This window comes from Sulfitobacter sp. DSM 110093, from assembly GCF_022788715.1.
Lineage (GTDB): Bacteria > Pseudomonadota > Alphaproteobacteria > Rhodobacterales > Rhodobacteraceae > Sulfitobacter.
Genome location: NZ_CP085167.1, coordinates 572,434 through 591,339 on the forward strand (window position 1 = coordinate 572,434; position 18,906 = coordinate 591,339).

General features: G+C 57.5%; 29 protein-coding genes. 25 read left to right on the forward strand and 4 right to left on the reverse strand.

The window, feature by feature from the left end; translation table 11 throughout:
- Nucleotides 1–82: 82 nt before the first annotated feature.
- From rpsL to DSM110093_RS02750, 8 genes are all read left to right on the forward strand, one after another.
- Nucleotides 83–454 carry a 30S ribosomal protein S12 gene (gene rpsL, locus DSM110093_RS02715; RefSeq protein WP_007118826.1) on the forward strand — a complete coding sequence of 124 codons (372 nt, stop codon included), beginning with the start codon at nucleotides 83–85 and terminating at the stop codon, nucleotides 452–454.
- Between the two features lie 87 nt (nucleotides 455–541).
- The gene (rpsG, locus tag DSM110093_RS02720; RefSeq protein WP_007118827.1) at nucleotides 542–1,012 is read left to right on the forward strand and encodes a 30S ribosomal protein S7; all 471 of its coding nucleotides are present in this window, start codon (nucleotides 542–544) and stop codon (nucleotides 1,010–1,012) included.
- 65 nt (nucleotides 1,013–1,077) lie between these two features.
- Entirely contained in the window at nucleotides 1,078–3,204 is a 2,127-nt protein-coding gene (gene fusA / locus DSM110093_RS02725) for an elongation factor G (RefSeq protein ID WP_243266591.1), read from the forward strand.
- Between the two features lie 86 nt (nucleotides 3,205–3,290).
- Entirely contained in the window at nucleotides 3,291–4,466 is a 1,176-nt protein-coding gene (tuf, locus tag DSM110093_RS02730; RefSeq protein WP_067622157.1) for an elongation factor Tu, read from the forward strand.
- A gap of 375 nt (nucleotides 4,467–4,841) precedes the next feature.
- Nucleotides 4,842–5,162, forward strand: a complete 321-nt coding sequence (gene rpsJ / locus DSM110093_RS02735) for a 30S ribosomal protein S10 (protein ID WP_007118830.1) — start codon at nucleotides 4,842–4,844, stop codon at nucleotides 5,160–5,162.
- 17 nt (nucleotides 5,163–5,179) lie between these two features.
- Nucleotides 5,180–6,058, forward strand: coding sequence for a 50S ribosomal protein L3 (gene rplC / locus DSM110093_RS02740; protein ID WP_243266592.1), 879 nt, complete (start codon nucleotides 5,180–5,182; stop codon nucleotides 6,056–6,058).
- Nucleotides 6,055–6,672 (forward strand): 50S ribosomal protein L4, encoded by a 618-nt coding sequence (gene rplD, locus DSM110093_RS02745; protein ID WP_243266593.1) that lies wholly within the window; start codon nucleotides 6,055–6,057, stop codon nucleotides 6,670–6,672. The genes rplC and rplD overlap by 4 nt, the downstream gene beginning before the upstream one ends.
- Nucleotides 6,669–6,965, forward strand: a complete 297-nt coding sequence (locus tag DSM110093_RS02750; protein ID WP_007118833.1) for a 50S ribosomal protein L23 — start codon at nucleotides 6,669–6,671, stop codon at nucleotides 6,963–6,965. The genes rplD and DSM110093_RS02750 overlap by 4 nt, the downstream gene beginning before the upstream one ends.
- 33 nt (nucleotides 6,966–6,998) lie before the next feature.
- On the opposite strand, the gene DSM110093_RS02755 is transcribed toward DSM110093_RS02750, so the two are convergent.
- Nucleotides 6,999–7,424 carry a DUF1801 domain-containing protein gene (locus tag DSM110093_RS02755; RefSeq protein WP_243266594.1) on the reverse strand — a complete coding sequence of 142 codons (426 nt, stop codon included), beginning with the start codon at nucleotides 7,422–7,424 and terminating at the stop codon, nucleotides 6,999–7,001.
- Between the two features lie 174 nt (nucleotides 7,425–7,598).
- Here DSM110093_RS02755 and DSM110093_RS02760 point away from each other — a divergent pair, with 174 nt between their 5' ends.
- The 7 genes from DSM110093_RS02760 (at nucleotide 7,599) to rplP (ending at nucleotide 12,973) form a co-directional block, all read left to right on the forward strand.
- Complete coding sequence (locus tag DSM110093_RS02760) at nucleotides 7,599–8,630, forward strand: fatty acid desaturase (protein WP_243266595.1); 1,032 nt, start codon at nucleotides 7,599–7,601, stop codon at nucleotides 8,628–8,630.
- 246 nt (nucleotides 8,631–8,876) lie between these two features.
- Nucleotides 8,877–10,019 carry a PRC-barrel domain-containing protein gene (locus DSM110093_RS02765; RefSeq protein ID WP_243266596.1) on the forward strand — a complete coding sequence of 381 codons (1,143 nt, stop codon included), beginning with the start codon at nucleotides 8,877–8,879 and terminating at the stop codon, nucleotides 10,017–10,019.
- Between the two features lie 311 nt (nucleotides 10,020–10,330).
- A complete protein-coding gene (gene rplB, locus DSM110093_RS02770) occupies nucleotides 10,331–11,173 on the forward strand; it encodes a 50S ribosomal protein L2 (protein ID WP_067625855.1) in 843 nt (280 codons plus the stop codon).
- A 3-nt stretch (nucleotides 11,174–11,176) separates the two neighbouring features.
- Complete coding sequence (gene rpsS / locus DSM110093_RS02775) at nucleotides 11,177–11,455, forward strand: 30S ribosomal protein S19 (RefSeq protein WP_007118838.1); 279 nt, start codon at nucleotides 11,177–11,179, stop codon at nucleotides 11,453–11,455.
- A 3-nt stretch (nucleotides 11,456–11,458) separates the two neighbouring features.
- Nucleotides 11,459–11,839 carry a 50S ribosomal protein L22 gene (rplV, locus tag DSM110093_RS02780; RefSeq protein ID WP_067267968.1) on the forward strand — a complete coding sequence of 127 codons (381 nt, stop codon included), beginning with the start codon at nucleotides 11,459–11,461 and terminating at the stop codon, nucleotides 11,837–11,839.
- Nucleotides 11,839–12,546: a 30S ribosomal protein S3 gene (gene rpsC, locus DSM110093_RS02785; protein WP_174859664.1), complete on the forward strand. Its 708-nt coding sequence runs from the start codon at nucleotides 11,839–11,841 to the stop codon at nucleotides 12,544–12,546. Before rplV ends, rpsC begins: the two co-directional genes overlap by 1 nt.
- A gap of 13 nt (nucleotides 12,547–12,559) precedes the next feature.
- Complete coding sequence (gene rplP, locus DSM110093_RS02790) at nucleotides 12,560–12,973, forward strand: 50S ribosomal protein L16 (protein ID WP_007118841.1); 414 nt, start codon at nucleotides 12,560–12,562, stop codon at nucleotides 12,971–12,973.
- Between the two features lie 71 nt (nucleotides 12,974–13,044).
- Here the strand turns inward: rplP and DSM110093_RS02795 are convergent, their stop codons facing one another.
- Complete coding sequence (locus tag DSM110093_RS02795) at nucleotides 13,045–13,425, reverse strand: hypothetical protein (RefSeq protein ID WP_243266597.1); 381 nt, start codon at nucleotides 13,423–13,425, stop codon at nucleotides 13,045–13,047.
- Nucleotides 13,426–13,775: 350 nt separating this feature from the next.
- Between DSM110093_RS02795 and DSM110093_RS02800 the strand changes: the two genes are divergently transcribed.
- Nucleotides 13,776–13,979, forward strand: coding sequence for a hypothetical protein (locus DSM110093_RS02800; protein ID WP_093927146.1), 204 nt, complete (start codon nucleotides 13,776–13,778; stop codon nucleotides 13,977–13,979).
- A gap of 20 nt (nucleotides 13,980–13,999) precedes the next feature.
- Here the strand turns inward: DSM110093_RS02800 and DSM110093_RS02805 are convergent, their stop codons facing one another.
- Both DSM110093_RS02805 and DSM110093_RS02810 read right to left on the reverse strand, forming a co-directional pair.
- Nucleotides 14,000–14,584, reverse strand: a complete 585-nt coding sequence (locus DSM110093_RS02805) for a hemerythrin domain-containing protein (protein WP_243266598.1) — start codon at nucleotides 14,582–14,584, stop codon at nucleotides 14,000–14,002.
- A gap of 2 nt (nucleotides 14,585–14,586) precedes the next feature.
- The gene (locus tag DSM110093_RS02810; RefSeq protein ID WP_243266599.1) at nucleotides 14,587–15,207 is read right to left on the reverse strand and encodes a TIGR02466 family protein; all 621 of its coding nucleotides are present in this window, start codon (nucleotides 15,205–15,207) and stop codon (nucleotides 14,587–14,589) included.
- Between the two features lie 182 nt (nucleotides 15,208–15,389).
- Between DSM110093_RS02810 and rpmC the strand changes: the two genes are divergently transcribed.
- From rpmC to rplR, 9 genes are all read left to right on the forward strand, one after another.
- Nucleotides 15,390–15,593 (forward strand): 50S ribosomal protein L29, encoded by a 204-nt coding sequence (rpmC, locus tag DSM110093_RS02815; RefSeq protein WP_007118846.1) that lies wholly within the window; start codon nucleotides 15,390–15,392, stop codon nucleotides 15,591–15,593.
- Between the two features lie 14 nt (nucleotides 15,594–15,607).
- Nucleotides 15,608–15,853: a 30S ribosomal protein S17 gene (rpsQ, locus tag DSM110093_RS02820; protein ID WP_093927143.1), complete on the forward strand. Its 246-nt coding sequence runs from the start codon at nucleotides 15,608–15,610 to the stop codon at nucleotides 15,851–15,853.
- Between the two features lie 63 nt (nucleotides 15,854–15,916).
- Nucleotides 15,917–16,285, forward strand: a complete 369-nt coding sequence (gene rplN / locus DSM110093_RS02825; RefSeq protein ID WP_007118848.1) for a 50S ribosomal protein L14 — start codon at nucleotides 15,917–15,919, stop codon at nucleotides 16,283–16,285.
- A gap of 2 nt (nucleotides 16,286–16,287) precedes the next feature.
- Nucleotides 16,288–16,599, forward strand: coding sequence for a 50S ribosomal protein L24 (rplX, locus tag DSM110093_RS02830; protein ID WP_243266600.1), 312 nt, complete (start codon nucleotides 16,288–16,290; stop codon nucleotides 16,597–16,599).
- A complete protein-coding gene (rplE, locus tag DSM110093_RS02835; protein WP_243266601.1) occupies nucleotides 16,592–17,155 on the forward strand; it encodes a 50S ribosomal protein L5 in 564 nt (187 codons plus the stop codon). Before rplX ends, rplE begins: the two co-directional genes overlap by 8 nt.
- A gap of 18 nt (nucleotides 17,156–17,173) precedes the next feature.
- Nucleotides 17,174–17,479: a 30S ribosomal protein S14 gene (gene rpsN / locus DSM110093_RS02840; protein WP_007118851.1), complete on the forward strand. Its 306-nt coding sequence runs from the start codon at nucleotides 17,174–17,176 to the stop codon at nucleotides 17,477–17,479.
- A gap of 12 nt (nucleotides 17,480–17,491) precedes the next feature.
- Complete coding sequence (gene rpsH / locus DSM110093_RS02845) at nucleotides 17,492–17,884, forward strand: 30S ribosomal protein S8 (protein ID WP_067622243.1); 393 nt, start codon at nucleotides 17,492–17,494, stop codon at nucleotides 17,882–17,884.
- Between the two features lie 10 nt (nucleotides 17,885–17,894).
- The gene (gene rplF, locus DSM110093_RS02850; protein WP_243266602.1) at nucleotides 17,895–18,428 is read left to right on the forward strand and encodes a 50S ribosomal protein L6; all 534 of its coding nucleotides are present in this window, start codon (nucleotides 17,895–17,897) and stop codon (nucleotides 18,426–18,428) included.
- 11 nt (nucleotides 18,429–18,439) lie between these two features.
- Complete coding sequence (gene rplR / locus DSM110093_RS02855; RefSeq protein WP_093927140.1) at nucleotides 18,440–18,799, forward strand: 50S ribosomal protein L18; 360 nt, start codon at nucleotides 18,440–18,442, stop codon at nucleotides 18,797–18,799.
- The last annotated feature ends 107 nt before the right edge of the window (nucleotides 18,800–18,906 follow it).

The following is an 18,906-nucleotide window of genomic DNA, read 5'->3' on the forward strand; positions in this document are numbered from 1 at the left end:
GTGGACGCATGAAGTAACCGAAATTAGCCGCATGGGGGATCCCCCGTGTACAAAATCTGAGCGATACGGGGATATATCCGGAATGCCAACGATCCAACAGCTGATCCGCAAGCCGCGGCAGCCGAAAGTCAAACGTTCGAAATCCATGCACCTGCAGGAGTGCCCGCAAAAGCGCGGCGTCTGCACACGGGTTTACACAACAACACCCAAAAAGCCGAACTCGGCCATGCGTAAGGTTGCCAAAGTGCGCCTGACCAATGGTTTCGAAGTCATCTCCTACATCCCGGGTGAGAGCCACAACCTTCAGGAACACTCCGTGGTTCTGATCCGCGGCGGTCGTGTAAAAGACCTTCCGGGTGTGCGTTACCACATCCTGCGCGGTGTTCTCGATACCCAAGGTGTCAAGGACCGGAAGCAGCGTCGCTCCAAGTACGGCGCGAAGCGTCCGAAGTAATCTCGCAGTGGTGGGGCATGCCCCCACCAATCCATTCGATGTTGGGTGGGGCTTGGCCCCACCACCCGCCAAGAGGAAGACACTGACATGTCACGCCGCCACGCCGCTGAAAAACGCGAAGTCCTGCCAGACGCCAAATACGGCGATCTGGTTCTCACCAAATTCATGAACAACCTGATGATCGACGGTAAGAAATCTGTCGCCGAGCGCATCGTCTACAACGCGATGACCCGCGTCGAAGACAAGATCAAGCGCGCCCCGATCGAGGTGTTCCACGAAGCACTTGAAAACATCCAGCCGTCCGTCGAAGTTCGTTCGCGCCGCGTTGGTGGTGCCACTTATCAGGTGCCAGTCGAAGTGCGCCCCGAGCGCCGTCAGGCGCTGGCGATCCGCTGGTTGATCAAAGCCGCGCGCGCCCGTAACGAAAACACCATGGAAGAGCGTCTTGCAGGCGAGCTTATGGACGCTGTCCAGTCCCGTGGTACTGCCGTTAAAAAGCGCGAAGATACGCACAAGATGGCCGACGCCAACAAAGCGTTCAGCCACTACCGCTGGTAATTTCAACGTCGCGCCCGGTTTCGGGCGCGATCTGTTCGTACTGATATTTTCGAGGAAGCAGCCCCATGGCACGCGACTATCCGCTCCAACGCTACCGCAACTTCGGCATCATGGCTCACATCGATGCCGGCAAAACCACCTGTTCCGAACGCATCCTGTTCTACACCGGCAAAAGCCACAACATCGGTGAGGTGCATGACGGCGCCGCAACGATGGACTGGATGGAGCAAGAGCAGGAACGCGGGATCACCATTACATCCGCCGCGACCACCACGTTCTGGCAGCGCCAGGAAGAGCCCACAGCCGATGCGACGTCCGACACCAAGTTCCGGATGAACATCATCGACACCCCCGGCCACGTTGACTTCACCATCGAAGTTGAGCGTTCGCTGGCCGTTCTCGACGGCGCGGTTGCCGTGCTTGACGCGAACGCTGGTGTTGAGCCGCAGACCGAAACCGTGTGGCGTCAGGCTGACCGCTACAAAGTTCCGCGCATTGTGTTCGTCAACAAGATGGACAAAATCGGCGCTGACTTCTTCAACTGCGTGAAGATGATCAAAGACCGCACAGGTGCCACACCTGCTCCGATCCAGATCCCAATTGGCGCTGAGAACGAGCTTGAAGGTCTCGTTGACCTCGTCACAATGAAGGAATGGGTCTGGTCCGGCGAAGATCTGGGTGCCGGCTGGGAACAGCGCGAGATCCGTGACAGCCTGAAAGAGTCCGCCGACGAATGGCGTGCCAAGCTCATCGAGACCGCGGTCGAGATGGACGATGAGGCGATGGAAAACTACCTGATGGATGGCGCCGAGCCTGACGTCGACACCCTGCGCGACCTGATCCGCAAGGGCACGCTGGCGATCAAGTTCATCCCCGTTCTCTGTGGTTCCGCTTTCAAGAACAAAGGTGTTCAGCCGCTCTTGAACGCCGTGATCGACTATCTGCCCAGCCCGCTGGACGTTGTCGACTACATGGGCTTCAAGCCGGGCGATGAGACAGAAACCCGTAACATCCCGCGCCGTGCGGATGATGAAATGGCGTTCTCTGGCCTTGCGTTCAAAATCATGAACGACCCCTTTGTTGGCTCGCTGACATTCACCCGCGTTTATTCGGGCGTGCTCAAGAAGGGCGATACCCTCTTGAACTCGACCAAAGGTAAGAAAGAGCGCGTAGGTCGTATGATGATGATGCACTCGATCAACCGCGAAGAGATCGAAGAAGCCTTTGCGGGCGACATCATCGCGCTTGCCGGTCTGAAAGACACCACCACAGGTGACACGCTTTGTGCTGCCAACGATCCGGTGGTTCTGGAAACCATGACCTTCCCCGATCCGGTTATCGAGATCGCGGTTGAGCCAAAGACCAAGGCCGACCAGGAAAAGATGTCTGCAGGTCTGGCCCGTTTGGCCGCCGAAGACCCCTCTTTCCGCGTCGAAACCGATCTGGAATCCGGTCAGACCATCATGAAGGGCATGGGCGAACTTCACCTCGACATTCTGGTGGACCGTCTGAAGCGCGAATTCAAAGTTGAAGCGAACATCGGTGCGCCACAGGTGGCTTACCGCGAGACCATCAGCCGCGAAGCCGAAATCACCTACACCCACAAGAAGCAGTCGGGTGGTTCGGGTCAGTTCGGTGAAGTTAAGATGATCTTGATGCCGACCGAGCCGGGCGAAGGTTACTCCTTTGAGAGCCGTATCGTCGGTGGTGCCATTCCCAAGGAATACATCCCGGGCGTGGAAAAAGGGATCAAGTCGGTTCTGGACTCCGGTCCACTGGCGGGCTTCCCGGTCATCGACTTCAAGGTGGCTCTGATCGACGGTAAGTTCCACGACGTTGACTCCAGCGTTCTGGCCTTTGAAATCGCCGCCCGTATGGGTATGCGCGAAGGCATGAAGAAAGCTGGCGCGAAACTGCTGGAACCGATCATGAAGGTCGAAGTTGTGACACCAGAAGAGTACACCGGTGGCATCATTGGTGACCTGACGTCCCGTCGTGGTCAGGTGCAGGGTCAAGATACGCGCGGCAATGCCATCGCGATCGACGCCTTCGTGCCGCTGGCGAACATGTTCGGCTACATCAACACACTGCGTTCGATGTCGTCGGGTCGTGCGAACTTCACCATGCAGTTCGACCACTACGAGCCTGTGCCGCAGAACATCTCTGACGAGATTCAGGCCAAATTTGCATAACCGGGATGGCGGGGTGAACCCCGCCCTACCCAATCTGTAGGGTGGGTTTTTAAGCCCACCACCCAACATCTAAAGGAGCCAACACCATGGCAAAGGCAAAGTTTGAACGTAACAAGCCACACGTCAACATCGGCACAATCGGCCACGTTGACCACGGTAAAACCACGCTGACCGCGGCGATCACCAAATACTTCGGTGACTTCCAAGCGTACGACCAGATCGACGGCGCGCCCGAAGAAAAGGCCCGCGGCATCACCATCTCGACCGCGCACGTTGAGTATGAGACCGAAGCACGTCACTACGCCCACGTCGACTGCCCCGGCCACGCTGACTATGTGAAAAACATGATCACTGGTGCCGCTCAGATGGACGGCGCGATCTTGGTTGTGAACGCGGCCGACGGCCCGATGCCCCAGACGCGTGAGCACATCCTGCTCGGCCGTCAGGTTGGCATCCCCGCCATGGTCGTCTTCATGAACAAAGTTGACCAGGTCGACGACGAAGAGCTGCTCGAGCTGGTTGAGATGGAGATCCGCGAGCTGCTGTCTTCCTACGACTACCCCGGCGACGACATCCCCGTCGTGCCCGGTTCCGCTCTGGCGGCGATGGAAGGCCGCGACGAAAACATCGGCGAGAACGCTATCCGCAAGCTGATGGAAGAAGTCGACAACTACATCCCGACACCAGAGCGTGCTGTTGACCAGCCGTTCCTGATGCCCGTCGAAGACGTGTTCTCGATCTCTGGTCGTGGTACCGTTGTGACTGGCCGTGTTGAGCGTGGCGTGATCAACGTTGGCGACGAAATCGAAATCGTCGGCATCCGCGACACCAAGAAAACCACCTGCACCGGCGTGGAAATGTTCCGCAAGCTGCTGGACCGTGGTGAAGCTGGCGACAACATCGGCGCGCTGCTGCGTGGCGTTGAGCGTGATGGCGTTGAGCGCGGTCAGGTTCTCTGCAAGCCCGGTTCCGTGAACCCGCACACCAAGTTCGAAGCCGAAGCTTACATCCTCACTAAAGAGGAAGGTGGCCGTCACACGCCGTTCTTCGCGAACTACCGTCCACAGTTCTACTTCCGTACAACTGACGTGACTGGCACCGTTCAGCTGGCAGAAGGCACCGAGATGGTCATGCCCGGTGACAACGTGTCCTTCGGCGTTGAGCTGATCGCACCGATCGCCATGGAAAACGGTCTGCGCTTCGCGATCCGTGAAGGTGGCCGTACAGTTGGCGCCGGCGTTGTGTCGAAGATCACTGAGTAATTATGGGCTGGGCCTTCGGGCCTGACTTGTAAGATTTCCGAAAGGCCGCAGCATTCGCTGCGGCCTTTTGCGTTCTGGGGGGAGGGGGCTTTGTGAAGCTTCCATAAGATTGAGAACCAAGGTAGCTTTTGGGTCGTGATTGAACTCTGGCGGTGTGCGCTGTCACGCCGCAAGCGGCATGACTTTGCGCACAGGTTCTAAAAACACGGGGGTTTTTAGAACCTGCTTGCCACTGCCATCGATTCCCCCTATAGGACGCCAATCACCGGGGTGCGTCAGACGCGCCCCGTTTGATTTGATACTAAGGCGCGATGAGGGGGCCGGATGAGCCTGCTTCCTCCAATCCGTTGAAATCCCAAAACAAGGGATATGCATATGGCCGCTCAAAGCCAGAACATCCGCATTCGCCTGAAGGCGTTTGACTATCGGGTGCTCGATTCTTCTACACAGGAAATCGTCAGCACCGCCAAGCGCACAGGCGCTTCGGTCCGTGGACCCATTCCGCTGCCGAACAAAATCGAGAAATTCACCGTTCTTCGTGGTCCCCACGTTGACAAGAAATCCCGTGACCAGTTCGAAATCCGCACGCACAAGCGTCTGCTGGATATCATTGATCCGACCCCCCAGACCGTGGACGCGCTGATGAAGCTCGACCTCGCCGCTGGCGTGGACGTCGAGATCAAGCTGCAATCGTAAGCCGGGAGGGTAATCATATGTTGCGCTCAGGCGTTATTGCAAAAAAAGTCGGCATGACCCGGCTGTTCATGGAAGACGGCAAGCAGATTCCTGTGACCGTTCTTCAGTTGGACAAGCTTCAGGTTGTCGCACAGCGTACCACAGACCGCGACGGCTATACCGCCGTTCAGCTGGGTGCCGGTTCGGCGAAAGCCAAACGTACAAGCCAAGCCATGCGTGGCCACTTCGCAGCAGCGAAAGTGGAACCCAAGCGCAAGGTTGCTGAGTTCCGCGTTGACGCGGACGCGATGTTGGAAGTCGGTGAGGAAATCATCGCGGACCATTACTTCGCGGGTCAGTACGTTGACGTTGCAGGCACTTCGATCGGTAAAGGTTTTGCCGGTGCGATGAAGCGTCACAACTTCGGCGGTCTGCGGGCGACACACGGTGTTTCCATCAGCCACCGTTCGCACGGCTCCACAGGCCAGTGTCAGGATCCCGGCAAGGTTTTCAAAGGTAAGAAAATGGCCGGTCACATGGGCGCTGCCCGTGTTACCACGCAAAACCTCGAAGTCGTTAAGACAGACAGCGCGCGTGGCCTGATCATGGTTAAAGGCGCCGTTCCTGGCTCCAAAGGTGGCTGGGTCACCGTCAAGGATGCGGTCAAAAAGCCGTTCCCCGAAGACGCGATTCTGCCCGCCGCTCTGAAATCCGCCGCTGACGAAGCCGCGAAAGCCGCCGAAGAGGCAGCAGCCGCAGCCGCAGCAGAGGCAGAAGCCGAAGCCAAGCGTTTGGCCGAAGAGCAAGCCGCACAGGAAGCCGAAGCGCTGAAAGCCGCAGAAGCTGAAATCGCAGCTGAAGGTTCGGATGCCGACAATTCCGATGCCGACGCTGACAAGAAAGAAGGTGACGCATGAAACTCGATGTCATCAAACTCGACGGTGGCACGGCCGGGTCCGTAGACCTGGACGAAGCACTGTTCGGCCTTGAGCCGCGTGCCGACATCCTGCACCGCGTCGTGCGCTGGCAGCGTAACAACGCGCAGCAGGGTACGCACAAGGTCAAGACACGGTCCGAGACCAGCTACTCGACCAAGAAGATCTATCGCCAAAAAGGCACCGGCGGCGCACGCCACGGTGACCGTAACGCGCCGATCTTCCGTAAGGGTGGTATCTACAAGGGTCCGACCCCGCGTAGCCACGGCCACGAGCTGACCAAGAAGTTCCGCAAGCTGGGTCTGCGCCACGCGCTGTCCGCCAAAGCAAAAGCCGGTTCTTTGGTCATCATCGACGAAGCCACATCTGAAGGCAAAACAGCCGCTCTGGCCAAACAGGTTTCGAACCTGGGTTGGAAGCGCGCGCTGGTCATCGATGGCGCTTCTGTCAACGAGAACTTCGCACAGGCTGCACGCAACATCGAAGGTTTGGATATCCTGCCGTCGATGGGCGCAAACGTCTATGACATCCTCAAGCGTGACACTCTGGTGATCACCAAAGCGGGGATCGAAGCATTGGAGGCACGCCTGAAATGAGCGCCAAGCATGAACATTACGATGTGATCCGCAAGCCGATCATCACCGAGAAAGCAACAATGGCGTCCGAACAGAACGCTGTCGTTTTCGAAGTGGCGATCGAGAGCAACAAGCCAATGATCAAAGAGGCCGTTGAGGCGCTCTTTAACGTCAAGGTGAAGGCCGTGAACACGTCCATCACCAAAGGCAAGGTCAAGCGTTTCCGGGGCCAGATGGGCCGCCGTAAAGACGTGAAAAAGGCTTATGTGACGCTCGAAGAGGGCAACACAATCGACGTATCCACCGGGCTGTAAGCTTTCGGTAAATGATCTGGAAAGGGCCTCCGCTTAGCGGGGGCCTTTTTTGTTGCGGCGGTGGTAAGTGAGTGCGCTGGCAATCAAAAGCGCGAGTGGTGTGTTTGAGATGCAGCTCTGTGCATCAAACAGGACTGCGCGGTTCCCTTCATAGGTGAACGCATCCCCGAACGCCGTACGCGCGTCTGAAATGACTGTGGTCTGGCAATGAACATAGAGCGCATATCCGCCGAATTTCGGCGCACCTAACCGGACGGACGTTCCCGATTTGCTTTGGGAAGTAAGATAGGCTGGTTGCCCCCATTTGAGAGTTTCTTCGATAGGGCCGACGCCTTCGGTCTCTGCAACTTCGAAAATAAGCTGCCGTATTTCCAGCAGGCTCGCGCGTGCCACGGCGGGCAAACACGCGAAAACTTCTGCTACGGCGTCGTTTTGAAAAGGTGGGTTGGCCGAATTCATGCGGCAGCCTAGGAGGGGAGGGCGGCATGTTCAATTGCCGGGGTGTGCCAAAGCGTCGCCCTACCGGCTAATTTCGGCCACAGACGTCGAAACCCGACGTTAATAGTCAACGGATAAGTTGCTTGCTGCGCGCTTTCCTCTACAAGGCATAGAGCAACGATAAAAAGCAGTTCTATGTCTCACGAAAAATCTTCCCCTGGCGCGTCTGCGGACGTGTCTAACGCGCGCGACTGGGTGCGTGTGTTGGCCCGTTACCGCGAGCCGAGCACTTGGCGCAGCAGTTTCGAACTGGCGATCACGCTTGGGCCCTTTGTCCTACTTTGGGCGCTGGCGTGGTGGGCGTTGTCGATCAGCGGCTGGCTGACACTGGCGATCTCGCTGGTCAATGCGGGCTTTTTGCTGCGGCTCTTTGCGATCCAGCACGATTGTGGTCATGCTGCGTTCTTTAGCAGCCGACGCACCAGCGATTGGGTTGGCCGGGTATTAGGGGTTTTGACGCTCACGCCCTATGACGTTTGGCGCCGTACGCATTCGATCCACCACTCCTCTGCTGGGAACCTTGGGCGCCGAGGAATTGGGGACATCCATACTCTGACCGTTGCGGAATATCGCGCGCTTGGGGTGTTTGGGCGGTTTCACTATCGGCTTTATCGGAACCCGGTGGTGCTGTTTGGTCTTGGGCCAAGCTATCTGTTTTTCGTGCAGAACCGCATCCCGCTGGGGTTGATGGCCAAGGCGCGCTATTGGATGAGCGCGATGGGCACGAACCTGTCGATCCTCGGGGCGCTGGCGGTGATCTTTTATTTTGGTGGGATCATGCCGATCTTGCTGATTTTTGTGCCCAGCACACTGTTGGCGGCGACGGCAGGCATGTGGCTGTTCTACGTCCAGCACCAGTTTGAGACGACTCATTGGGAGGAAAACGAGACATGGGATTTGCATGATGCTGCGTTCCACGGCTCGTCGCATTATATCCTGCCGCGCCCGCTGCAGTGGTTGAGCGCTAACATTGGCATTCATCACGTTCACCACCTCTACAGCCGTATCCCGTTCTACCGTCTGCCTGAGGTATTGCGTGATCACGCGGCGCTAGCAGAGGGGAACCGGATGACGATCCGCGAGAGCCTTGACAATGCACGTTTGCATCTGTGGGATGAGAAGACCAAGCGCTTGTTGTCATTCGCTCAGGCCCGCACCGCAGCCTGACGCCTAACCGACCTAGGCATAGACATAAGCCCCCGCTTCGGCGGGGGTTTTTGCTTTTATGCCAGCTCATAAAACCACAACGCGAGCGCGGGACGAGCTGCTTCAATCATGCGGCGACCGTCGAAAAGTTCCGAAAAAATGCTCTCGATTTTGTTGGAACACAGCAGAAATCCGCCAGTTGTCTCCCCGTGGAAGAAGAGGTGCTGAGCGCCTCGCAGACTAAAATGACTAAACGGGAGAGATATTATGATCTATACCAAGACACTCATGGCGGGCGTATCTGCTGTTGCCCTTTTTGCTGCTGCTCCAGTGCTGGCACAGGATGCGACCGAAAAGGTTGAAGAAACCATTGAGCGGAACGCCGAAGCCGAAGCTGAAATGGAAGCTGAAGTTGAGGGCGATGCCGCCGCGACTGCCAATGTCGCCGGTGGCCAAGTGGTTGTTGAGCAGGAAGACGCCGAAGTTGACGTGCAGGTACCTGAGCCTGACGTAAACGTGTCGCAGGATGCGCCTGTTGTTACCGTCGAGCAGGCCCAGCCCGAAGTCACCGTAGCTGTGCCTGAGCCAACAGTTCGCGTTCAGCAGCAGGCACCTATCATCACTGTCGAGCAGGCCCAGCCACAGGTCACCGTGCGCATTCCTGAGCCGGTCGTGACCGTGCAGGTTCCCAAGCCGCAGGTTGATGTGAACACGGGTGAGCCTGTCGTCGATCTTGAGCAACCAGAGCCCGTCGTGAAATTCGTGCGGCCCGAGCCCAAGATCACCATCGAAGAAGCCGAGCCACGGGTCACCGTTGAACAAGCCGAAGCCGATGTAGATGTTGCTGAATCGCAGGATGCCGAAGTGAACGTTGAGCAGGAAGAAGCCAACGTGAATGTGGAGCAGAGCGAAGACGCCAATGTCGTGGTTGAAGACGCCGAAGCGCCTGAGGTCAATGTCGAAGGCTCAGAGGCTGCCGAGGTTGATGTTGAGCAAGAGCAAGCCCGCGTGTTGATGGAAGACTTCAACGCTGATGAGCAGGGCAACATGGCTGAGGAAGATCGCACACGTTACCAAGAGAACGTGCAGCGTCTGCCGATCTTTAACCTGACCGCTGAAGAGCTGACAGGCCGCAGCGTTGCCACCGAAGAAGGTGAAGACGTTGGCGAGATCGACTTTATCGGTGTGCGTGGTGATACCGTTGTCGCGATCATCGGTGTTGGTGGCTTCCTTGGTATGGGCGAAAACGAAGTCGCCATCCCAGTAGAGCAGCTGATCCTGCGTGAAGACGAAGTGATTGTTCCCGGCGTTACCGAAGAGCGTCTGGAAAGCATGCCGGAATTTAACGAATCCGAAGTTGAAATCCTTGATCCGGGTATGCGTCTGGCCGAAAGCGTTGGCCTTGATTAATCCCGCTTTGCGGAAAGTCTGAACATATGGAAGAAGGCGCCCAGGCGCCTTCTTTTCGTTTGTGTCGGCGCGAGGGGCGGAATCTTACTATGCCCACTGGACGGGCAGATCTGAACCTGCTAGGTCGCCACATCGGCTCAAGCCCCGGATTCGTCCGGGGTTTGGCTATTTGAACGATCCCGGTGGTTGGGATGCCTGCCTCGCAAGAGATTTAAGCCCATCCACCACTCCTACAGGGGACCTTCGGGGCCCTACAACCAACGCGCTTTTATCTTGATGAAAGCGTGCCAAGCAAACGGAAGACAGAGAACATGGCACTCAAGTCGTACAAACCGACGACGCCAGGCCAGCGTGGACTGGTACTGATCGACCGTTCGGAGCTGTGGAAAGGCCGCCCGGTCAAAGCCCTTACTGAGGGTTTGACCAAATCTGGCGGTCGGAACAACACCGGACGAATCACAATGCGTCGTACAGGTGGTGGTGCAAAGCGCCTCTACCGTATCGTCGATTTCAAGCGCAACAAGCTGGACATGTCCGCTGTTGTCGCGCGGATCGAATATGACCCCAACCGGACCGCCTTCATCGCACTGATCCAGTACGAAGACGGCGAGCAGGCCTACATCCTGGCCCCCCAGCGTCTGGCCATCGGCGACAAGATCATCGCCGGCGCCAAAGTGGACATCAAACCCGGTAACGCGATGCCTTTCTCGGGCATGCCAATCGGTACGATCGTCCACAACATCGAGATGAAGCCCGGCAAGGGCGGTCAGATCGCACGTGCCGCCGGCACCTACGCCCAGTTCGTGGGTCGTGACGGTGGCTACGCTCAGATCCGTCTGAGCAGCGGCGAGCTGCGTCTCGTGCGTCAGGAATGCATGGCCACCGTTGGTGCCGTGTCCAACCCCGACAACTCGAACCAGAACTACGGTAAAGCGGGCCGCATGCGTCACAAGGGCATCCGTCCTTCTGTACGTGGTGTGGTGATGAACCCGATCGATCACCCGCACGGTGGTGGTGAAGGCCGGACCTCTGGTGGTCGTCACCCGGTTACCCCTTGGGGCAAGCCGACGAAGGGTGCCAAGACCCGCAACAAGAACAAAGCGTCCAGCAAGCTTATCATCCGCTCGCGTCACGCCAAGAAGAAGGGGCGTTAATCAATGGCTCGTTCAGTATGGAAAGGTCCTTTTGTTGACTCTTATGTCCTCAAAAAGGCAGAGGCTTCCCGCGAGGGCGGCCGTAACGAAGTGATCAAGATCTGGTCGCGCCGCAGCACGATCCTGCCCCAGTTCGTGGGTCTGACGTTTGGCGTGTACAACGGTCATAAGCACATCCCTGTTAACGTCAGCGAAGACATGATCGGTCAGAAGTTCGGTGAGTACTCCCCGACTCGGACCTACTACGGTCATGCCGCCGACAAAAAAGCGAAGCGGAAATAAGCCATGAGCAAGGATAAGAATCCCCGCCGCGTGGCAGATAACGAAGCAATGGCAAAACTGCGCATGCTTCGCACCAGCCCGCAGAAACTGAACCTGGTTGCAGCTCTGATCCGTGGCAAGTCCGTGGATAAAGCGTTGACCGACCTCACCTTCTCCAAGAAGCGGGTCGCGCAGGACGTGAAGAAATGCCTTCAGTCCGCGATCGCCAACGCCGAGAACAACCACAACCTGGACGTCGATGAGCTCATCGTGGCCGAGGCCTATGTCGGTAAGAACCTGACTATGAAGCGCGGTCGTCCGCGTGCCCGTGGCCGGTTCGGCAAGATCATCAAGCCGTTTGCCGAGATCACGATCAAAGTGCGTCAAGTTGAGGAGCAAGCCTGATGGGTAACAAAGTAAATCCGATCGGTATGCGTCTTCAGGTGAACCGCACCTGGGACAGCCGCTGGTACGCCGACACCAAGGATTACGGTGATCTTCTGCTCGAAGACCTCGCAATCCGCGACTTCATCAAGAAAGAGTGCCACCAAGCTGGTGTTGCTCGTGTGATCATCGAGCGTCCGCACAAAAAGTGCCGCGTCACGATCCACACAGCACGCCCTGGTGTCATCATTGGCAAGAAAGGCGCGGACATCGAGACGCTGCGCCAGAAGATCGCCAAGATGACCAAATCGGAACTGCACCTCAACATCGTTGAGATCCGCAAGCCCGAGTTGGACGCACATCTGGTTGGTGAGAGCATTGCACAGCAGCTGGAGCGCCGGGTTTCTTTCCGCCGCGCCATGAAACGTGCCGTGCAGAACGCCATGCGCATGGGCGCACTGGGCATCCGCGTGAACCTCGCGGGTCGTCTTGGTGGTGCTGAAATCGCGCGTACCGAATGGTACCGTGAGGGTCGCGTGCCGCTGCACACATTGCGTGCCGATATCGATTACGCACATGTCGAAGCGGCCACCGCTTACGGCATCATCGGGATCAAGACATGGATCTTCAAAGGCGAGATCATGGAACACGATCCCGCCGCGCGTGACCGTAAGGCACAGGAACTCCAAGACGGCCCAGCACCTCGCGGTGCCGGCGGTCGTCGCTAAGGGGGAATGAGAAATGCTTCAACCAAAGCGTACTAAATTCCGTAAGCAGTTTAAGGGCTCGATCAAGGGTCTGGCAAAGGGCGGGTCTGACCTGAACTTTGGCACCTACGGCCTGAAGGCACTGCAGCCGGAGCGGGTTACAGCCCGTCAAATCGAAGCGGCACGCCGCGCCATGACGCGTCACATGAAGCGTCAAGGCCGTGTCTGGATCCGTATCTTCCCGGACGTACCGGTCACCTCCAAGCCCGTCGAAGTTCGTATGGGTAAAGGTAAAGGTTCCGTCGACTTCTGGGCAGCCAAGGTCAAGCCGGGCCGCATCATGTTCGAAATCGACGGTGTCGGTGAAGACGTGGCGCGCGAAGCCCTGCGTCTGGCAGCCATGAAGCTGCCGATCAAGACCCGGGTTGTCGTCCGCGAGGACTGGTAAGCCCTTCGCCCCGCAAGGGGTGGGTAAGAGAAATGAACCCCCGTCGAGCGATCGGCGGGGGTTTTGCTTTGTCAGGCGACAGCTTCGGTCTCGAGATCAAGCCAGAGCTTCCCGTTTCGGTAGCCGCCTTTGATCAGATGCCCCGGCTCAGCGATTTCGGGGTGAGCCTCTGCCCAATCGCGGAACTGATCGCGGCTGACCACTTGCCCGCCGTAGCCTCTGGCGGACCGCAAAATATAGGGATCTGCTGGGGTGCCCTTGGGTACGACCGATACGCGGTTCACCGGCAGGTCGAGTTGGCTGCTCAGGGCCTTATTATGTTGATACCGACCGATGAGCAGATAGCCTACGTTGGCGTCAAACACGACCCGAGGGAAGTATCCGCGGGCCCGCAGTTCATCAACGACATCACGGACCGCTCTGATATTCGGTTCGCCCGTCTTCCAATACATGACGTTTGAGCCGTCGATTACGACCCATTTTTTAGGCGGGCCCCTAAATCTGCGGTCGGGCGTCAGCAATGACCACAGCGAAAGGATTGCGCTGGCAATGATGCAGAGCGCGCCGATGAGGCTGACATCCTGATAACCGGGCGTGGATGCGGCCGCTGCGGTCAGGACTAGTGAAGCAAAAAGTAGAATGAACGGGGTAAACATATGCGAAATAACTGCGTTGGATAATACTTAAGGTTGAGTGTCTGGCAAATATCCGCGTTGGGCAAGGCGCCGCGGCCCGTACTGGCCATCCCGGCTAATAATCGGTAGCCTTTACGCAACCCATCGCGACAGGAAAGGCCAGCCACATGAAGCACGTCCCAAAGCCCAATACCGACGAAGACCTGATCCGTGCGTTCCTCGACAAGGGTGGGGAGGTCAAAAAGGGAAAGACCAAGCCGATGCCTAGCGACTTGGGGCTCAGCAACAATCAGTGGGGCAACAAGCTGACGAAAGAAGAGAAAGCTGCGGTAAAGGCGCAGGAAGAGGCGGCGAAGGCGGCCAAGAAGTAGTGCAAAGTGAGGGTGTGTCGTCAGATATCCACCTGATAGACGCCCAAAGCCTCGGCCAGCGCGGTTTCTTCGAAATGGAAGTGCGATTGCACGACAGAAACCAGTCGGTCAAAGATAGCGCGGGTTTCGGCAAAGTCCGTCGCGCTTGGTGCTGCGGTCAAGCTTTCCGCGGCCTTGCCGAGCCGCTCTAGAAGCGCATGTACCACCTCATGCTCTGCCCGTAGCCGATCTACGATGGTGCGCACGGCGACAGACCCACGGGCCTGCAATTGCGGAAAGATGCTCTGCTCTTCGATGTTGTGATGCATCGTCAACGCCCAGCATTGCTGCCCGCAAAGCGTTCCGGCAGCGGCAAAATTCTTGGCCATCTCTGTATGGAGCACGATATGGGCCAGATCGGCGGGTGGTGTCTCTCCGCCTTCGATCCGGGCCATGACCTGCGCGATCCGCGCGAGATCTTTTAAGTAATGTCTGTGAATGGCCGCCAGATGCCGCCCCGCTTGCCGCTGACTGTCGGTTACCTTGCCTAGCTGAGGCTTCGGCGGGCGGGTGTCTGGGTCAATCGTTAACGCAGACAGGGGCCGCCCATCGTAGTGTTTTGACATCCCTAGGCCCAGTTGTAGTTGAAGCTCACCGACACCCGATCTTCTTCGATCATATTCATCGGCACCTCATGACGCAGCCAGCTTTCCCACAGCAGCACATCGCCAGCTTGGGGCGCGACATAGATGAAGGGGCGCAGCTCCTCGCGCGCGTCCTTCACCCGACCGGGGGCGGCCATCATCATCGGTAAGCGCGGGTCCTCAAAGCGGATCGCACTGGCGCCTTCGGGCATGGTGACGTAGGTCGTGCCCGAGATTACCGAATGCGGGTGGATATGCGAGGTGTGGATGCCGCCTTCGGGCAGGATGTTCAGCCACAGCGAGTCGAGCACAAGTTTACGATCACCCAGATCGAACTCTAGGTCTTTGGCGAAGGCCGCCACATGTTTGTCCAGCACGGCGACCAGATCTTTGAAGATCGGGAAGCGGTAGGGCAGGTCGTCCAATGAGGCATAAGAGGTGTAACCCGCATAGCCGTTTTCTTCGCACCAATCCTGTCCGGCCTCGTCGTCCTCAGCGATGGAGAAACAAGAGGCGGCCAGCTCATCAGTGTCGATGGGTTTGCCATGCGCCGACAGGGCGGCGTGATAGAGGCGGGTGGCGAAAAGCGATTTGATGTTTGACATAGGTCCTTCTTATGCGGAACATGTTCCTATCGCCAGCGTCTTTCCCGCCTAATTCACAGGCGCCGGGCCATCGGGGGTTGCCATGTGCGACCTCAACGCGTATTGGCACCTTTCATCATGAACTCCACCAGAATCATGGTCACCCCACAGGGGCCTACTGGTGATGTTGAAAGGAAGAGGCCGTGAAAGCCAGCGAACTGCACGACAAGACGCCGGACCAGCTCCGCGACGAGCTTGTGAACCTGAAAAAAGAATCCTTCAACTTGCGTTTTCAGCAGGCCACCGGCCAGCTGGAAAACCCCGCACGTTTGAAGACCGTGAAGCGTGACGTGGCTCGTGTCCACACCGTGCTGAACCAGAAAGCCGCTGCTGCGGCAGCCGAATAATAGGAGCCTGAAACATGCCCAAGCGTATCCTTACAGGCACCGTGACATCGGACGCCAACGCACAAACAGTTTCCGTTTCCGTAGAGCGTCGCTTTACGCATCCGGTTCTGAAAAAGACCATCCGTAAGTCCAAGAAGTACCGGGCTCACGATGAGAACAACACATACAAAGTGGGCGACAGCGTTCGCATCATCGAGTGTGCACCAAAGTCGAAAACCAAACGTTGGGAAGTTCTGACTTCGGACAAGACCGAAGCCTAAGCCCCTTAAACGAAACCCTGGGATGAGGGCCGCATCGCCCCCCAGAAGGTCGGGAGAAACCAAATGATCCAGATGCAGACCAACCTGGATGTTGCTGACAACAGCGGCGCGCGCCGTGTTCAGTGCATCAAGGTCTTGGGTGGTTCCAAGCGTAAATACGCATCCGTCGGCGACATCATTGTCGTGTCGGTCAAGGAAGCCATCCCTCGCGGTCGTGTGAAAAAAGGCGACGTCCGTAAGGCCGTTGTCGTTCGCACCGCCAAAGAAGTTCGTCGCGACGATGGCACCGCCATCCGTTTCGACCGCAACGCTGCTGTTATCCTGAATAACAACAACGAGCCTGTCGGCACCCGTATCTTCGGGCCGGTTGTTCGTGAGCTGCGTGCGAAGAACTTCATGAAAATCATCTCGCTCGCTCCGGAGGTGCTGTAATCATGGCTGCTAAACTTCGCAAAGGTGACAAGGTCATCGTGCTGTCCGGCAAGGACAAAGGCAAAACGGGCACCATCTCGTCCGTTGACCCCAAGTCGAACAAGGCCATCGTTGACGGCGTGAAAATCGCCATCCGCGCCACGCGCCAGACACAGACATCTCAGGGCGGCCGCATCCCCAAGGCGATGCCGATCGACCTGAGCAACCTCGCACTGGTGGATGCCAACGGCAAACCCACGCGCGTGGGTTTCAAAATCGAAGGCGACAAAAAAGTGCGCTTTGCCAAGACCACGGGGGACGTGATCGATGCTTGATACCGCAACCTACACACCCCGCCTTCAGGCCGAATACCGCGAGAAGATCCGCGCCGCCCTGAAAGAGGAATTCGGCTACAAGAACGACATGATGATCCCCAAGCTGGACAAAATCGTTCTGAACATCGGCTGTGGTGCCGAAGCCGTACGTGACAGCAAGAAAGCCAAGTCGGCTCAGGAAGACTTGACCGCGATTGCAGGCCAGAAGGCTTTGACAACCGTAGCCAAGAAATCCATCGCTGGTTTCCGCGTTCGTGAGGAAATGCCGCTGGGTGCGAAAGTAACCCTGCGCGGTGACCGCATGTACGAATTCCTTGACCGTCTGATTACGATCGCAATGCCCCGTATCCGCGACTTCCGCGGCGTGCCAGGCAAAAGCTTTGATGGCCGTGGCAACTACGCCATGGGCATGAAAGAGCATATCGTGTTCCCCGAAATCGACTTCGACAAAGTTGACGAGACTTGGGGTATGGACATCGTGATCGCCACCACGGCGAAAACCGACGCTGAAGCCAAGGCGCTGTTGAAAGCTTTCAACATGCCCTTCAATTCATAAGCGCGGGAAGGATTAGAAATGGCTAAGAAATCCATGATTGAGCGCGAGAAGAAGCGCGAAGCACTGGTCAAAAAGTACGCTGAGAAGCGCGCGGCTCTGAAAGAGATCGTGAGCGACGAAAGCAAACCGATGGAAGAGCGTTTCCGCGCTTCCCTGAAACTGGCGAAACTGCCGCGCAACAGCTCTGCTGTGCGTCTGCACAACCGTTGCCAGCTGACGGGCCGCCCGCACGCCTACTATCGTAAACTGAAAATTTCGCGGATCGCGCTGCGGGACCTTGGCTCTTCGGGCCAGATCCCCGGCATGGTCAAGTCGAGCTGGTAAGGAGCGCATCAGATGAACGATCCTATCGCAGATATGCTGACACGCATCCGTAACTCTTCGCTGCGCGGCAAATCAACCGTATCCACACCAGCTTCCAAGCTGCGTGCATGGGTGTTGGACGTGCTGGCCGACGAAGGCTACATCCGCGGCTACGAAAAAGTCACGGGCGCCGATGGCCACCCCGCCATCGAGATCAGCCTCAAGTACTACGAAGGCGAACCTGTTATTCGTGAATTGAAGCGGGTTTCCAAACCCGGTCGTCGCGTCTACATGGCCGTCAATGACATTCCTGTTGTCCGTCAGGGCCTCGGTGTGTCGATTGTCTCCACCTCCAAAGGTGTGATGTCGGACGCATCAGCACGCTCTGCCAATGTTGGCGGCGAAGTGCTCTGCACCGTATTCTAAGGAGAAGACAATGTCTCGAATTGGTAAGAAACCTGTCGCCATGCCTTCGGGCGTCTCGGCAGAGGTCAGCGGTCAGACGATTGAAGTGAAGGGCCCTAAGGGGACCCGCAGCTTCCGCGCGACTGACGACGTAACGCTGACGGTCGAAGACAGCGCAATCACTGTGACACCGCGCGGCAAGTCCAAGCGCGCACGTCAGCAGTGGGGCATGTCCCGGACTATGATCGAAAACCTGGTAACCGGTGTCACCACGGGCTTCAAAAAGGAGCTTGAGATCCAAGGTGTTGGTTATCGTGCTGCCATCAACGGCAACACGCTGCGCCTGAACCTCGGCCTCAGCCACGATGTCGACTATGTTGCGCCCGAGGGCGTCACCGTAACAGCACCGAAGCAGACCGAAATCGTTGTGGAAGGCATTGACGAACAGCTTGTTGGTCAGGTCGCTGCGAACATCCGCGCTTGGCGCAAGCCCGAGCCCTATAAGGGCAAAGGCATCCGCTATAAGGGTGAGTTCGTGTTCCGCAAAGAAGGCAAGAAGAAGTAAGGAACGGAAAGATGGCAAACACCAAAAGACAGCTGTTCCTGAAACGCCGCATGCGCGTTCGGAACAAACTCCGCAAAGTGAACGCCGGGCGCATGCGCCTGTCGGTACACCGTTCGTCCAAGAACATCTCGGCTCAGCTGATCGACGATGTGAACGGCGTTACACTTGCATCCGCCTCCACCATGGAGAAGGATCTGGGCGTCGTTGGCAAAAACAATGTCGAAGCGGCAACCAAGGTCGGCGCATTGATCGCCGAGCGTGCCAAGAAAGCTGGCGTGGAAGAAGCATACTTCGACCGTGGCGGTTTCTTGTTCCACGGCAAAGTGAAAGCCTTGGCCGAAGCGGCCCGCGAAGGCGGTCTGAAGATCTGATTGTGCGGTGCGTGGGCGACCACGCACCTGCTTTCATATGGAGGCTGCGCCGCGTGTGCAGCTTTCCTACGAAGAGGGCCACGCTGGCCCTCTCGATGATCCGGGGG

Excerpts from the sequence above, each read along its gene's own strand:
- rpsL (WP_007118826.1), top strand. The coding sequence starts at position 83 with ATGCCAACGATCCAACAGCTGATCCGCAAGCCGCGGCAGCCGAAAGTC.
- rpsG (WP_007118827.1), top strand. The coding sequence starts at position 542 with ATGTCACGCCGCCACGCCGCTGAAAAACGCGAAGTCCTGCCAGACGCC.
- fusA (WP_243266591.1), top strand. The coding sequence starts at position 1,078 with ATGGCACGCGACTATCCGCTCCAACGCTACCGCAACTTCGGCATCATG.
- tuf (WP_067622157.1), top strand. The coding sequence starts at position 3,291 with ATGGCAAAGGCAAAGTTTGAACGTAACAAGCCACACGTCAACATCGGC.
- rpsJ (WP_007118830.1), top strand. The coding sequence starts at position 4,842 with ATGGCCGCTCAAAGCCAGAACATCCGCATTCGCCTGAAGGCGTTTGAC.
- rplC (WP_243266592.1), top strand. The coding sequence starts at position 5,180 with ATGTTGCGCTCAGGCGTTATTGCAAAAAAAGTCGGCATGACCCGGCTG.
- rplD (WP_243266593.1), top strand. The coding sequence starts at position 6,055 with ATGAAACTCGATGTCATCAAACTCGACGGTGGCACGGCCGGGTCCGTA.
- DSM110093_RS02750 (WP_007118833.1), top strand. The coding sequence starts at position 6,669 with ATGAGCGCCAAGCATGAACATTACGATGTGATCCGCAAGCCGATCATC.
- DSM110093_RS02755 (WP_243266594.1), bottom strand. The coding sequence starts at position 7,424 with ATGAATTCGGCCAACCCACCTTTTCAAAACGACGCCGTAGCAGAAGTT.
- DSM110093_RS02760 (WP_243266595.1), top strand. The coding sequence starts at position 7,599 with ATGTCTCACGAAAAATCTTCCCCTGGCGCGTCTGCGGACGTGTCTAAC.
- DSM110093_RS02765 (WP_243266596.1), top strand. The coding sequence starts at position 8,877 with ATGATCTATACCAAGACACTCATGGCGGGCGTATCTGCTGTTGCCCTT.
- rplB (WP_067625855.1), top strand. The coding sequence starts at position 10,331 with ATGGCACTCAAGTCGTACAAACCGACGACGCCAGGCCAGCGTGGACTG.
- rpsS (WP_007118838.1), top strand. The coding sequence starts at position 11,177 with ATGGCTCGTTCAGTATGGAAAGGTCCTTTTGTTGACTCTTATGTCCTC.
- rplV (WP_067267968.1), top strand. The coding sequence starts at position 11,459 with ATGAGCAAGGATAAGAATCCCCGCCGCGTGGCAGATAACGAAGCAATG.
- rpsC (WP_174859664.1), top strand. The coding sequence starts at position 11,839 with ATGGGTAACAAAGTAAATCCGATCGGTATGCGTCTTCAGGTGAACCGC.
- rplP (WP_007118841.1), top strand. The coding sequence starts at position 12,560 with ATGCTTCAACCAAAGCGTACTAAATTCCGTAAGCAGTTTAAGGGCTCG.
- DSM110093_RS02795 (WP_243266597.1), bottom strand. The coding sequence starts at position 13,425 with ATGTATTGGAAGACGGGCGAACCGAATATCAGAGCGGTCCGTGATGTC.
- DSM110093_RS02800 (WP_093927146.1), top strand. The coding sequence starts at position 13,776 with ATGAAGCACGTCCCAAAGCCCAATACCGACGAAGACCTGATCCGTGCG.
- DSM110093_RS02805 (WP_243266598.1), bottom strand. The coding sequence starts at position 14,584 with ATGTCAAAACACTACGATGGGCGGCCCCTGTCTGCGTTAACGATTGAC.
- DSM110093_RS02810 (WP_243266599.1), bottom strand. The coding sequence starts at position 15,207 with ATGTCAAACATCAAATCGCTTTTCGCCACCCGCCTCTATCACGCCGCC.
- rpsQ (WP_093927143.1), top strand. The coding sequence starts at position 15,608 with ATGCCCAAGCGTATCCTTACAGGCACCGTGACATCGGACGCCAACGCA.
- rplN (WP_007118848.1), top strand. The coding sequence starts at position 15,917 with ATGATCCAGATGCAGACCAACCTGGATGTTGCTGACAACAGCGGCGCG.
- rplX (WP_243266600.1), top strand. The coding sequence starts at position 16,288 with ATGGCTGCTAAACTTCGCAAAGGTGACAAGGTCATCGTGCTGTCCGGC.
- rplE (WP_243266601.1), top strand. The coding sequence starts at position 16,592 with ATGCTTGATACCGCAACCTACACACCCCGCCTTCAGGCCGAATACCGC.
- rpsN (WP_007118851.1), top strand. The coding sequence starts at position 17,174 with ATGGCTAAGAAATCCATGATTGAGCGCGAGAAGAAGCGCGAAGCACTG.
- rpsH (WP_067622243.1), top strand. The coding sequence starts at position 17,492 with ATGAACGATCCTATCGCAGATATGCTGACACGCATCCGTAACTCTTCG.
- rplF (WP_243266602.1), top strand. The coding sequence starts at position 17,895 with ATGTCTCGAATTGGTAAGAAACCTGTCGCCATGCCTTCGGGCGTCTCG.
- rplR (WP_093927140.1), top strand. The coding sequence starts at position 18,440 with ATGGCAAACACCAAAAGACAGCTGTTCCTGAAACGCCGCATGCGCGTT.